We start from the raw sequence: 12303 nt of genomic DNA on the forward strand, positions 1-12303 counted from the left end.
CCTGCTGATACTGTGTGCCGCGGCGGCCGACGCGCAGTGCCGTGCGACCTACCACAGTGTACGGCCGTGCTGGTCACCGGGCTGCCCCTGGCTGTGGCCGCCCGCGGTCGTCACGGCAGCCGGTTCGGCGTTGTTGTCGGCAGGGTTCGGTGTCAGCGGAGGCGGGCCGAACCCGATCTCGGGGCAAAGGCAGCGATGGGTTCCAGAGGGACTGTGACTGATTCCGGCACGGACGACACGGGCACCCGTAGCCCTGAACAGGCCCCCGAGCGGGACACGGCCGACGAGGTGGACCGGGCGTCCCACCTGACCCGTGTCCTCGGCTGGGTGCTCGATCCCCGTCCGCCCGCCACCGCCGGCCCACGCCTGGTCTGGTGGGCGTCCTGGGCGTGCGCCGCGTTGTCGGCCCTCTACATCGCCTGGACGGTGCCGACGCTCCTCGGCGTCGTTGCCGCCGTCGCGTTGCCGCTGCTCGTGCGCCGGCTCCCCATGAGCGGGATCGTGCTCGTGGCAGTGCTCGCCCAGGAGATCAAACCGAACGGGCGCTTCGGTGAGCTGACCACTCTTGGCTATCCGGCGTTCATCAGCCCCGGCAAGGCCCCGATCATCCTGCCGCTCGCGGTGACGGCGGTCCTCGCGGCCGCCGCACGGTGGTGGCCACCGGCACGCCCGCAGCTCCGCTCGGTCGGCCCCGCACTGCTCGGACCGGCCGTCGGCCTCATCGTGCTGGCCGTCGGCAGCGGCCTGTTCCACGGGCAGTCGGCCTTCTCGGCCGTCAATCAGAACGCCCGCCCCTTCGTCCTGCTGGTGCTGGGCCTCTTCATCGGCATGAGCTTCCGGTGGTTGCGGGACGACCAGCGAGTCACCGGAGCGACGGTCTGGGCCGCACTGGTCGGCCTGCTGGTCGCGGCGGCCGTCGCCATTCCGCTCGGTGAGGCCGCCGACGACCGTCTCAGCGCCTACTTCATCTATTACGACTCGGCACTCCCGGCGATCGCGGCGGCGGTGTTCATCGGCATGCTCGGGGACAACGGGTGGCGTTGGGACTGGCGGCACATGGTCCTGGCTGCCTCCACACCACTGTTGATCCTGATTAGTTTCCGCCGGAGCGTCTGGGTCGCGGCGCTTGTCGCACTCGTGGTCGTCCTCGTCCTCACGTGGCGACGGTGGCAGCGGATGATCCGGCAGTTCGGGTTCGCGGCCCTGGTCGTGGCCGTGGTCGTGCTGGCCGCACCGGGTTTCGCCGCGGATCTCGGCCTGCGCAGCGCGGGCAGCTTCGACCTGGCCAGCGGCGCACCGAGCCCCAGTGCCAAGCCGAGCGTCAGTGGCCCGCCGAGCGTCAGCGCCAAGCCGAGCGCGAGTGGCCCACCGAGCGTCAGTGCCAAGCCGAGCGCGAGTGGCCAGCCGAGCCGAGGCGTCAGCCCGACTGCGACCGGCAAGCCCCGCGCCGCCGGCACGCCGAGCGTGACCGGCAGCCCACGCCCGGCCGGTGGTGTGAGTGCGAGTGGCAGTCCGAGCCGATCCGCCAACGCCTCCACGACGCCGAGTCGGCCGGCGCAGACCCCACCGGCTCAGGCGAGCGCCCAACACCAGGCGGCGTCCACGAGTGGACACCTCAGCGACCTGCGCCTCGGGTGGAACTACGTGCGGGCGAACCTCTGGACCGGCGTCGGCCCTCTCGCGCCTCAGCTCCCGGGTCTGGCGGCCAACAACTCCGAGCGGGTGTACGTCCACAACGAGCTACTGCAGGACTGGCTCCGGTACGGCCCGCTGGCACCCCTGCTCGTCATCCTCTTCCTCGCGGCGGCCGCGCTGGCGGCATTGAAGGCCATCCGTGATCCCGGGAGCGACGTGGTCGTCCGGTCCGCGGCGGCATTCTGCCTGATCGCGCCGCTGTGCCTGATGACCGCGCCGTTCCTGTCGGAGACGAGCCGGTGGCCGCTGGTGCTGGGCATCGCCGCGGGAATCGTCGTCCCGATCTTCCTCGGCCGAGGCCAGCGCGAAGGGCAGCCGAGTGAGTGACATGTCGCGCCGCGCGCTGCGGTTCGCCCTGTGGGCACAGCGCCAGGCCCACGTCGTGCCGGCGCCACTGCGCCGCGTGGGTGGCCGTACCCTGCGCCGGCTCGCGAACCCGGGCGAGCAGAGGTCCCGCCCCAGCGAGGACTGGTCGGTGCCGTTGGTGCCGGGCGGGGGCGCGGGCGACCTGGAAGCGCTTCGGCCGATGATCGCCGGCTCACATCCGCCGGTCTCGCCGCGCGCCGTCGAGGTCACCGGTTCCCGGCGGGTGCGATGCGCCATCGCCACCGGTGTGCTCGACGTCGGCGGTGCGGAGGAGGTGGCTGCGTTCCTGGCCCGGCGGCTCCCGGTCCACGGTGTCGACACCGCGGTCATCTACACCGGCACACGGCTGCCCGGGCAGGACGGCACGGGAGGTCGGCTGGCCCGGGCCCTCGCCGATGAGGGAGTCGCGACCCACCTGGTGTCGCCGGACGACGCTGCCGATTGGATGCGCTCCTGGCGCCCCGACGTGTTCAGCGGGCACAACGCGGACGACTGGCTGCTCGACGCGGCCACCGAGGTCGGCGTCCCGTGGGTGGAGACGCTGCACGACATGCACCGCTTCTATCACCCCGATTCCTGGGCGCCGGAAGGCCGGCGGGCACAGCGGATCACCGCGCAGGTCGCGGTCAGTGACCTCGTCCGCCAGCAGTACCTCGCCCGAAACCCGAGTTACCCCGAAGACCGCCTGATCACCGTGCCGAACGGCGTCGACGGCTCGCGTGTCCAGCGCGTGGACCGGGCGCGGGCCCGCGCCGCGCTGGGGTTGACCGACGAGTTCCTCTTCGTTTCGTTGGCGCGGTACTGCCTACAGAAGAACACGTACGGCCTGGTGACGGCCTTCGCCGAGGTGGCCGCTGAGCATCCGGGGGCCCACCTGCTGGTGGCGGGCCGCGCCAACGACGACCTGCTGTACTACGAGCAGACCCGGCAGGCCGCCATGGCGGTGCCGGGCGCTGGCCGCATCCACCTGCGTGGACACTGCGCCAACCCGATGGCGCTGCTGGCGGCGGCGGACGCGTTCGTCCTCGACTCCTTCTTCGAGGGCTGGTCGCTGGCATCGATGGAGGCGCTGGCTGCCGGGGTGCCCGTCGTGCTGACCGACGTCGGCGGCGCCCGAGAGCAGCTGGCGAACGGCCGACGCGGGCACCTGGTCGCCAACCCGGCCGGGGACGCTGAGCTCGTCGACTGGCAGGTGATCAACGATCTGCGGTATCGGCCGCAGGGCAATCGGGCCGACCTGGTCGCGGCTATGTCGTCGATGATCCGCGAACGTGCGGCGTGGGCCGCGGCCCGCGAGCGACTGCGCGAGGAGGCGATCGGCCTGTTCTCCCCGGACGAATCCCTGGCCGGGCACGCACGGGTGCTGCGCGCCGTGGCGCTCGGCGACCAACTGCCCACCGACGGCCGGCGCGCGAACGACGCTTGACAGCAGCGGGCGGCGCGAGCCGTGTGGCCACCCTCGGCGTGCCCGGACTATCGGCCACCACCCCGCAGGACCTCGGCGACAGTACGCAGCACGACCTTGATGTCGAGCCACAGCGACCAGTTCTCGATGTAGTAGTTGTCGAACCTCGCCCGATCGGAGATCGGGGTGTCGCCGCGCAGGCCACTGACCTGTGCGAGCCCGGTGAGCCCGACGGGCACCCGGTGGCGCATCGCGTAGGTGGGGTACTCGACCGAGAACTTCTCCACGAAGTGCGGCCGCTCCGGCCGGGGGCCGACCACGCTCATCTCGCCGCGCAGGATGTTCCAGAGCTGAGGTAGTTCGTCGAGCGACGTCCGGCGCATGAACCGACCGACCACCCCCACCCGCTGGTCGTGTGCGATGGACCAGTTCGTCTGCGACTCGCTCTCGTCGACGGGCTGCATCGAGCGGAACTTGATGACCTTGAATGGTTTGCCGTACCGACCAATCCGTTCCTGGTAGAAGAAGATGCCCCGGCCGCCGGCGAGGAACGTCGCAATCGCGCAGAGCAGCAACACCGGGCTGAGGACGAGCAACGCCGCCGCGGCGAAGACCACATCAGACGCCCGTTTGACTGCCCAGCGTGGGCCGGAGAGTTTGGTATCTCCGATCTTGACGATCGGTATTGCGCCGATGTGATCGGGATATCCACCCAGGGACCGGGAGCCCCAGAGACGCGGTACCGCCCAGAGGTCGGGGCGCGAAGCGACCGCCCGTAAAAGGGCGTCCATCAGCGCCGACTCGGAACAATCCGGGTCGGCGATGACCAGGACGTCGCATTCCAACATCTCGGTGAGCTTTTCGAGATCGTCCAAGGTACCGATCAACGGAACGGACCCGACGCCCTCGTGCGGTGCTACGTCGACGCAACCGACGAATCGCAGGCCGTACTGCGGGTAACGCCGCAGCAGCCGGGCGAGTTCCAGACCGACCGGTCCGCTGCCGATGATGATCGTGTTGTGCTCCACCCATCGGCGCTTGCGGGCGACGATGGTGAATGCCCTGCTGAAGGCCCGGCCGACGATCACCAGGCCGGCGGAGAGCGCGACGCCGCGCATGAACCCGCCCACGTAGTGCACCGAGTCGTGACGTTCGGCCGCGATGATGGCCACCACTGCGGCGGACGCCAGCAACCGTCCGCAGATGCTCGGCAGTTCGTCCAGGATGCCGACGTGCCGCCGGGCACGATAGAGCCCGCCGGACGCGAAGATGGCCACGGTCAGCGCCGCGTTGGACAGGGTCCCCCGCCAGTAGTTCTGGCTCAGCAGCAGGGGAACGAGCAGCGCGACGACGTCGATGGGCGCCGTCAACATCCAGGCCCGCAGCCAGCGCGTCCGCTTCGAGGCCCGGGACCCGGCGTACGGCAAAACCGCCGTGGTGTCCAAACCGGAGCGCACGGACGCTGTCGCCGACACCCTCGTCGGCTCGGCGACAGGGCTGCTCTCGCCGGCCTGTTGCGCCGTCGCCTGCGGTGGCGCGTCGCCGAACTCCGTCCGTCTCGCACCCGGGTAACTCATGACCGGTTGGCTCGACATGGTGATCCTCCCCCGTGAGCCCTCCGGCGTAATTCATGCCAGGGGGCGATCGCAGGTTACGACCGAGTCAGTTACACCACCAGAGCCGGCACGGCATTCCTGTCTCCTACTTTGCGGCGGACGCGATGTCGGCTACCGCGTCGCGGCGAACGGCGTCGAAGACGCGTTGTGCCTTGCCCTTGTCCGCGAGCACGACGCTTTCACTGCCGATCATGCCCGTCCCCTTGGTGGGGCAGGTCAAGAACGCGAGGTTGCCGCCCCGGAGGTGACGAAGCTCCATCGCCAGATCGACCAGGGACAGGGAACGGTCGACGGCGACCGAGTTGGCCGTGGCTTTCACGAACGAGTTCAGCTTGGCGGGATTGGCGAGCACCCCACCGGAGACCGCCTTGTCCAAAATGGCCTTGATGACTTGCTGTTGATGCTTGATCCGGGTGAAGTCGCCATTGGCGAAGGCGTAACGTTCACGGGCGTAGTCCAGGGCGGCGGCCCCGTCCATCGTCTGCCTCCCCTTGGTGAACTCGCGCCGCCCATCGGGGTTCAGCGAATGGGTCGAGGTGAAGCTCTGCTCCACGTCGATCTCCACACCACCGAGCGCGTCGACGATCTCCTTGAAGCCGGAGAAGTCGACCATCGCCACGTGGTCGATGCGGACGTTGGTGAACTCTTCCACCGTCTGGACCATCAGCGGAACGCCGCCCCACGCGTACGCGGCATTGATTTTGGCGTCGGTGCCGCCGCGCCCCTCCTTCGACTTGGGCACGTGCACCCAGGTGTCACGGGGAATGGAGATCAGCTGAGCGCTGGACCGGTCCTTGGGAAGGTGCGCCAGGATGATCGTGTCCGATCGGGAGCCCGAGGTGTTCTCCGTGTCGCGGGAGTCGCTGCCGAGGATCATGATGTTCATCGCGCCGGTCGCCACGGGCTGCGGACGCGACTCCTCCGGCACACCGTCGAACGCGTCCACCCGTTCGATGTCGGAGTTGATGGAGCGGAAGTAGAGACCGCTCGCGACCACACCGCCGCCGGCGAGCAACGCCACGACCACGAGGGTGATCAGGACGATCCGCTTCCACCGTCGCCGGGGTCGGGGCGACGGGGAGGTGGCCTGTTCGCCACCGTCTGGCTGCCCAGGATCGACCGGCCCCCTGTTCGTCGGGAGATTGAGTTCTGCGGTCTGGTCTGCACGCGCCATAACGGCGATGCTACTGATTCACGTTCCGTCCCGCGTACCCTCGTCCGGCCAGGAAAGCCCACCGATGGTGGGAGGATCGTGGGCGACGGCATCGGCATGGCATGGTGGCCGGGTGCGGCTGACCTCGATTCACACGTACCCCGTCAAGGGTTGTCACCGGCTCGACCACGACGGCGCGTTCGTGCAGCCGTGGGGCCTGGCCGGCGACCGACGCTGGATGGTGGTGGACGCCGACGGCGTCGGCGTCACCCAGCGGGAGACCACGCGGCTGGTCGGCCTGCGCGCCGTCGTGCGACCGGGCGGCCTGGTGCTGCGCGCGGACGGGCAGCCCGACCTCGACGTGCCGGAGCCGGCCGGCGGCGACCCGGTGGCGGTACGAACCTTCCGCAGCCGGACGATCACGGTCTGGGCGCTGCCCGCCGGCGCGGCGGCCGATGCCTGGCTCGGCGCGCTGCTCGGCCGGCCCGTCCGGCTCGTCTGGTTGGCCAAGCCGGCCCGGCACGTGGCCGCCGACGCGCGCGAACACGACACCGGCGACCAGGTCAGCTTCGCCGACGCCTACCCGCTGCTGCTGACGAACGCCGCCTCCCTTGACGCCCTCAACGGCTGGCTCGCCGACGCGGGGGAGGAGCCGGTGCCGATGACCCGGTTCCGCCCCAACCTGGTCGTCGACGGTGCGCCGGCCTGGGCCGAGGACGGCTGGGCCGGCCGGTCGCTGCGCATCGGCGACCTGCGGCTGCGCGCCGCCGGGCCGTGCGATCGCTGCGTGGTCACCACGACCGACCAGGAAACCGGGGTACGCGCGAAGGAACCGCTGCGCACACTCGGCCGCTACCGAAACGTCCGCCAGAAGCTCCTCTTCGGACTGCACCTGGTGCCCGTCGACAGTGGCCCGTTGCGGATCGGCGACCCGGTCGTCATCGAACCCTGACCGGCCAGCGTCCCGGCCGTCACCGTCCGTCGATGCTGTCTTAGCTTTCGCTTAGCCGGCTTGTCCGGCCGCACGCGCGTCCGGCAGCATCGCCGACGTGACCGACGGAAGCGCTCCCGGCGGCGTCGACAGCAGGGGCATCGACGGTTCCGCCATCGGCGTCAAGGACGTCGACATCGAACTCGACCTGGACCGTGCTCCGGACGAGCGGCTCGCGTCCCCGTCCGGCCCGGTGCCCTGGCTGGTCGCAGCCGGGGTCACCGTGCTCGCGGCGGTGCTCGGGCTCACCCTGGCCCTGCGGTCCGGCTCCTCCCCGGCCTGCGCCGCCGGCCGGACGCTCGCCGCCGCGCCACCCACCGGCACCGCCACCCACAGCGGCAAGGCGACCTTCTACGACTCGAAGGGCGCCGGCGGCAACTGCTCGAACCCAGCGGCGCCAGCCAACCGGCTCTACGTCGCGCTCGGCCCCACCGAGTACGCCGCCGGCGCCGCCTGCGGCGGTTTCCTCGACGTCACCGGCCCGAAGGGCACCGTCCGTGTCCTGATCATGGACCAGTGCCCGGAGTGCGAGCCGGGACACCTCGACCTGTCCCGGGAAGCGTTCGCCCGCATCGCCGACCCGGTGCAGGGCCTCGTCCAGGTCACCTACCGCGCTGTGGTCAACCCGCCCCTGCCCGGCCCGCTGAGCTTCCGGATCAAGGAGGGCGCGTCGCAGTTCTGGTTCGCCGTCCGGATCGGCAACCACGGCAATCCGCTGCGCGCCGTCGAGGTGCGCCAGGGCGACGACGGCCCGTGGCGCGCAACCGCCCGGCAGGACTACAACTACTGGCTGCTGGCCTCCGGCGCGGGCCCCGGCCCGTACAGCGTGCGGGTCAGCGACGTGTACGGACACCGGGTCACCGTGTCCGGCATCCGGATGGCACCCGGTCAGGTGCAGTCCAGTGTGGTGCGGATGTACGAGCGTGGCGTCGTGGCCAGGACGTCGCGCCCGTCCGCGACGGCCCGCCCGCCGGCAGCCCGACCCAGCGGTACGCCGACATCGGCACGCCGGCCGGCCGAGGTGGCGAAGGCGAACGCCCCGGCCACCCCGGTCGCCGACCGGCCCTCCACCCGACCGGCCGGGGCAACCGCCCGCTGGTGCGGCTGACCGGCCTTCTTGTTGCCGGTCTTCTTGTTACCGGCCTTCTTGTTGCCGGTCTTCTTGGTGCCGGCCGGCGTGGTGCGGCTGGCCGGCGTGGTGCCTTCTTGGTGCGGACTGGCGTGGTGCGGCCGGACGGCTCGGTGTGGCTGTCCGGCCTGGTGCGCTGGCGGCCTGGTGCGGCCGGCCGCTCAGCCGGTTGGTGTCAGGTCGAGCCACATGAGGATCTCGTCGCGGTCGTCGCCCGGCGCCACCCGCAACGCGCCCGGCAGCCGACCAATCTCCCGATACCCGAGACGACGGTAGAAATTGTCCAGCCCCAACCCGTCGCGCACCGTCACGTGCAGCGCCTCGTGGCCCAACTCCCGACCCAGCCGGGCGGCCTCGCGCATCAGCGCCGACCCGTGGCCCGCACCCTGGGTGTCCGGGTGGATCATCACCCGCTTCAGCACACACCAGTGCGCCTTGAGGCCGAACCGGTTGTCGCTGAAGACCAGTACCGCAACAAGCCGGTCGCCGTCGTAGCCGACCAGCAGCCGGTCCGGCCCTTCCGCGATGCCCGCGAACGTCGGGTCGGCGATCGTACGGACATCGGTGGCGGTGACCGGCGGTACGAAACCCACCGCGCCACCGGCGTTGCTGACGTCCACCCAGAGGGCGACGATGTCGGCGCGCAGCCGTGGGGTCAGTTCGGGATCAAGGACGAAGCGCAGACTCACGGCGCCCATCCTGGCTGCTCGACCAGGCTCGTGGCCCGCGACCGTGACGCGTCTGACAGCAGGCTCCCGCGCACGGGATCTGCGTTGAGTTGTGCGGGAGAGGGGATTCGAACCCCCACATCCTTTCGGATACAGGTTCCTAAGACCTGCGCGGCTGCCGAGTTACGCCACTCCCGCGTACATCGGAGAGTCTAGAGCGTCTGGCTTCGACGGTGTTGAGCCCGGCCTCCTTCAGGATGGTGGGGATCGTGCCATGGCCTACCGTGCGCTTCCCGTCGGCAGGTTGCGCAGGATCCCCGACAGCCGCTTCGGTCCGACATCCGGATTGGCCAGCGCCTGTTCGATCACCGCGTCACGATGAGCCCTCGAACGCCAGCTGCGGCCCGGAGGCGGTGTCAACACGCCCTCCTGCTCGAGGAGTCGCCGGACCTTGTGCAGGTATGACGGGTCACAGCCCAGGTGCTGTGCCGCTTCCAGGGCCGTCATCTGCTGCGCGTCGACCCGGGCGAACAGGTCGACGATCTGCTCCCGCGTTGCCGTTCGGCGATCGGAACCCGCTGTCTCGTGCGAGCGTTCCTCGCCACCGCCCGCCGTGCGGACGACGATGGCGGGATCGCGGGCCCGGTTCCGCCGGCCGGCGAATGTTTCGGTCTGACTGTGGCAATTCGGGCAGAGCAGCCGCAGGTTCGGTGGCCGGTTGTCGAGGAAGTCCCCGTTGATGTGGTCGACGTGCAGGACCAGTGGTGCGCCTCGCCAGACCGGCCCTGTCCCGCACGCTTCGCACTCCTCCGGCACGCCGAGCGTGGCCAGGGCCCACTTCAACCGCACGCCCGGCGTCCGTCGGGACCCCTCGGGCATTTGAACCAAGAGCTGTGATGAGGTCGTGCGTCGTGCGCCGCGCTGCCCCTTGTTGTGGGCGCTGCCCGTGAAGTGCGACGTGTCGATGCCGAATCTCTTGAGCTGCCGGCTGATGTGCGCGTGCGAGCCACCGCTGACCCGGACGCCGAGCAGTCGCATCACCTCGGTGATGTTGCGCGCTGCGGCTGCTGCCTGAGCGAGCGCCTCCGGCGTGTATTTGTACCGAACCATTCACGCACGGTAACGAGACCGTGCGACAGGTTCAGTCCAGGCCGAGGTCTCGGCGGAGCTTGGCGACGTGCCCGGTGGCCTTGACGTTGTAGAGCGCCCGTTCGATCTTGCCGTCGGCGTCGATGACGAAGGTCGAGCGGATCACGCCGGTGACGGTCTTGCCGTACAGCTGCTTCTCGCCGTACGCGCCGTAGGCGGTGAGCACCGACCTGTCCACGTCCGACACCAGTCCGAAGGTGATGGCGTCGCGGTCGCGGAACTTCGCCAGCTTCTCCGGCTTGTCGGGGGAGATGCCGACCACCTCGTAGCCGGCCGCCTGGAGCGAGGCGAGCGAGTCGCGGAAGTCGCACGCCTGCTTGGTGCAGCCGGGGGTCATCGCCGCCGGGTAGGCGTACAGGACGACCTTGCGGCCTCGCAGGTTGGCCAGGGAGAGCTGGTCGCCGGTATCGGTGGGGAGGGTGAACTCGGGCGCGGGGTCACCGGGGGAGAGGCGGTCGGGCGCGGTCATGACCCGACCCTACCGCCGGACATGCCGGTGTCGACGTCGGCGGCGCGCGCCGGCCCGTTGATCGACTCGCCTACGGTAAACCCGGCGGGTCCCCGAGCCGTGGACACGCCGCTCGTCGGCGTCGGCAGGACGATTTGTCGGATCCGCGCCATCCTGTGGCAGCGGCATGAGCAGATCTTGGACAGTTTCCGTCAGCCGCTGACGGAAACTGTCCAAGATCTCGGAGCGGACGGCCGGTTGGGCGTGCAGCGCCGACGCGGTCACGCGGACCCCCGACATCAGGCACGGCGAGTCGATCAACGGGTCGGCCCGCGACGTCGAGGCCTGCCAAAGGTGATCAAGACCATGCGTTGTTGCCAGAGTCTGGCAACAACAACTCCTAGGAAATAGGCTGACCCCCGCCGGTCCCGGACGGGTCCGCTGACGCGTGGGAGGTCGCGTGGAAACACTGGCGATGCACATCTCGAACGGGATCATCGACGGTCCCGTCGCGGCGGTGTTCGCGGCCCTGGCGCTCGCCGCGCTCACCGGTTGCGTCCTGCGCGGCCGGCGGGACCTGGACGATCGGCTCGCCCCGATGGCCGGCCTGGTCGCGGCGTTCATCTTCGCCGTCCAGATGCTCAACTTTCCGATCTTCACGGCCGGGGTGAGCGGTCACCTGCTCGGTGGCGCGCTCGCCGCGATGCTGGTCGGGCCGTGGGTCGGCGCGCTCTGCGTGGCCGTGGTGCTCGTCGTGCAGGCGCTGATCTTCGGCGACGGCGGTGTGGCGATGCTCGGCCTGAACATCACCAACATGGCGCTGCTCGGCACCGCCGCGGCGTACCTGCTGATCGCGGTGCTGTTGCGGGTGCTGCCCCGCACGCGGGCCGGCCTGGCCGTCACCGCGTTCGTCGCGGCGCTTCTCAGCGTGGTGGTCGCGTCCCAGGGTTTCGTCGTCGAGTACTGGCTGGGCGGCACCACCGACCTGGGCGGCAACCTCGCCGGCCTGGCCGGCACGATGGCCGGCGTGCATCTGCTGATCGGCATCGGCGAGGGCCTGATCACCGCCACCACCGTGCTGACCGTCGCGAAGGTGCGCCCCGACCTGGTGTACGCGTTGCGCGCGCTGCCCACTCCCGCCACCCCCGCCGTCCCGGTCTCCGGAGGTGTCCGATGAAGAACCGTTCCTGGGCGTTCCTGGCCGGCGGTCTGCTGGTCGCCCTGCTGCTCGCCGGTGTCGTGAGCAACTACGCCTCGTCGCACCCGGACGGCCTGGACTCCTCCCTGCTCAAGGGCTGCACCGTCGACGCCGACGACAACATCGTCGGTGGCAGTTGCCCGGCGCAACAGGCCCGTGAGCACGAGCTGGGAGACAGTCCGCTCGCCGACTACGGCGTGCGGGGCATCCAGAACGGCTTCGTCTCCACCGGCCTCTCCGGGGTGCTCGGGGTGCTGGTGACCTTCGCGATCGGCGGCGGTGGCTTCTGGCTGCTGCGCCGCCGGGGCGGCGTGTCGACCACCGGCGACGACACGTCCACCGCGTCGACCACCGGCGACGACACGTCCACCGCGTCGACCAGGGGCGACGACACGTCCACCGTGTCGACCACCGGCGACGGCGACGCGACGGGCGACGCGGTCACCGCCGCGCGCCGCGCCGGCGCGGCCGGCTGAGCAGGAGGT

General features: G+C 70.4%; 11 protein-coding genes and 1 tRNA gene. 6 read left to right on the forward strand and 6 right to left on the reverse strand.

Annotated elements, in window-relative coordinates; translation table 11 throughout:
- Positions 1-213 precede the first annotated feature (213 nt).
- A complete protein-coding gene (locus ABZT87_RS02550) occupies positions 214-2022 on the forward strand; it encodes a hypothetical protein (RefSeq protein ID WP_355133150.1) in 1809 nt (602 codons plus the stop codon).
- A 1-nt stretch (position 2023) separates the two neighbouring features.
- The gene (locus ABZT87_RS02555) at positions 2024-3487 is read left to right on the forward strand and encodes a glycosyltransferase (RefSeq protein WP_355133680.1); all 1464 of its coding nucleotides are present in this window, start codon (positions 2024-2026) and stop codon (positions 3485-3487) included.
- Between the two features lie 47 nt (positions 3488-3534).
- On the opposite strand, the gene ABZT87_RS02560 is transcribed toward ABZT87_RS02555, so the two are convergent.
- Together ABZT87_RS02560 and ABZT87_RS02565 are read right to left on the reverse strand one after the other, a co-directional pair.
- Positions 3535-5061, reverse strand: a complete 1527-nt coding sequence (locus tag ABZT87_RS02560; protein ID WP_355133152.1) for a sugar transferase — start codon at positions 5059-5061, stop codon at positions 3535-3537.
- Between the two features lie 106 nt (positions 5062-5167).
- Positions 5168-6256: an LCP family protein gene (locus tag ABZT87_RS02565; protein ID WP_355133154.1), complete on the reverse strand. Its 1089-nt coding sequence runs from the start codon at positions 6254-6256 to the stop codon at positions 5168-5170.
- Positions 6257-6368: 112 nt separating this feature from the next.
- Between ABZT87_RS02565 and ABZT87_RS02570 the strand changes: the two genes are divergently transcribed.
- Both ABZT87_RS02570 and ABZT87_RS02575 read left to right on the forward strand, forming a co-directional pair.
- On the forward strand, positions 6369-7187 hold the full coding sequence (locus tag ABZT87_RS02570) for an MOSC N-terminal beta barrel domain-containing protein (RefSeq protein WP_355133157.1): 819 nt from the start codon (positions 6369-6371) through the stop codon (positions 7185-7187).
- 97 nt (positions 7188-7284) lie between these two features.
- Positions 7285-8334 carry an expansin EXLX1 family cellulose-binding protein gene (locus ABZT87_RS02575; RefSeq protein ID WP_355133159.1) on the forward strand — a complete coding sequence of 350 codons (1050 nt, stop codon included), beginning with the start codon at positions 7285-7287 and terminating at the stop codon, positions 8332-8334.
- A 182-nt stretch (positions 8335-8516) separates the two neighbouring features.
- On the opposite strand, the gene ABZT87_RS02580 is transcribed toward ABZT87_RS02575, so the two are convergent.
- The 4 genes from ABZT87_RS02580 to bcp all read right to left on the reverse strand — a co-directional run bounded on the left by ABZT87_RS02580 (position 8517) and on the right by bcp (position 10641).
- Positions 8517-9044 (reverse strand): GNAT family N-acetyltransferase, encoded by a 528-nt coding sequence (locus ABZT87_RS02580; RefSeq protein ID WP_354855155.1) that lies wholly within the window; start codon positions 9042-9044, stop codon positions 8517-8519.
- A 92-nt stretch (positions 9045-9136) separates the two neighbouring features.
- Positions 9137-9221: transfer RNA gene (locus tag ABZT87_RS02585), tRNA-Leu, on the reverse strand.
- An 81-nt stretch (positions 9222-9302) separates the two neighbouring features.
- Entirely contained in the window at positions 9303-10064 is a 762-nt protein-coding gene (locus tag ABZT87_RS02590; RefSeq protein WP_355133161.1) for an HNH endonuclease signature motif containing protein, read from the reverse strand.
- 100 nt (positions 10065-10164) lie between these two features.
- A complete protein-coding gene (gene bcp, locus ABZT87_RS02595) occupies positions 10165-10641 on the reverse strand; it encodes a thioredoxin-dependent thiol peroxidase (RefSeq protein WP_355133163.1) in 477 nt (158 codons plus the stop codon).
- Between the two features lie 439 nt (positions 10642-11080).
- Here bcp and ABZT87_RS02600 point away from each other — a divergent pair, with 439 nt between their 5' ends.
- Together ABZT87_RS02600 and ABZT87_RS02605 are read left to right on the forward strand one after the other, a co-directional pair.
- The gene (locus ABZT87_RS02600) at positions 11081-11797 is read left to right on the forward strand and encodes an energy-coupling factor ABC transporter permease (protein ID WP_354855158.1); all 717 of its coding nucleotides are present in this window, start codon (positions 11081-11083) and stop codon (positions 11795-11797) included.
- Entirely contained in the window at positions 11794-12294 is a 501-nt protein-coding gene (locus ABZT87_RS02605; RefSeq protein WP_355133165.1) for a PDGLE domain-containing protein, read from the forward strand. The genes ABZT87_RS02600 and ABZT87_RS02605 overlap by 4 nt, the downstream gene beginning before the upstream one ends.
- Positions 12295-12303: the final 9 nt, after the last annotated feature.

Origin of the sequence: Micromonospora sp. NPDC005237, from assembly GCF_040607775.1 — a bacterium.
Lineage (GTDB): Bacteria > Actinomycetota > Actinomycetes > Mycobacteriales > Micromonosporaceae > Micromonospora.

Coding starts and splice junctions, on each gene's coding strand:
- ABZT87_RS02555 (WP_355133680.1), top strand. CDS start 2,024: ATGTCGCGCCGCGCGCTGCGGTTCGCCCTGTGGGCACAGCGCCAGGCC.
- ABZT87_RS02560 (WP_355133152.1), bottom strand. CDS start 5,061: ATGTCGAGCCAACCGGTCATGAGTTACCCGGGTGCGAGACGGACGGAG.
- ABZT87_RS02565 (WP_355133154.1), bottom strand. CDS start 6,256: ATGGCGCGTGCAGACCAGACCGCAGAACTCAATCTCCCGACGAACAGG.
- bcp (WP_355133163.1), bottom strand. CDS start 10,641: ATGACCGCGCCCGACCGCCTCTCCCCCGGTGACCCCGCGCCCGAGTTC.
- ABZT87_RS02605 (WP_355133165.1), top strand. CDS start 11,794: ATGAAGAACCGTTCCTGGGCGTTCCTGGCCGGCGGTCTGCTGGTCGCC.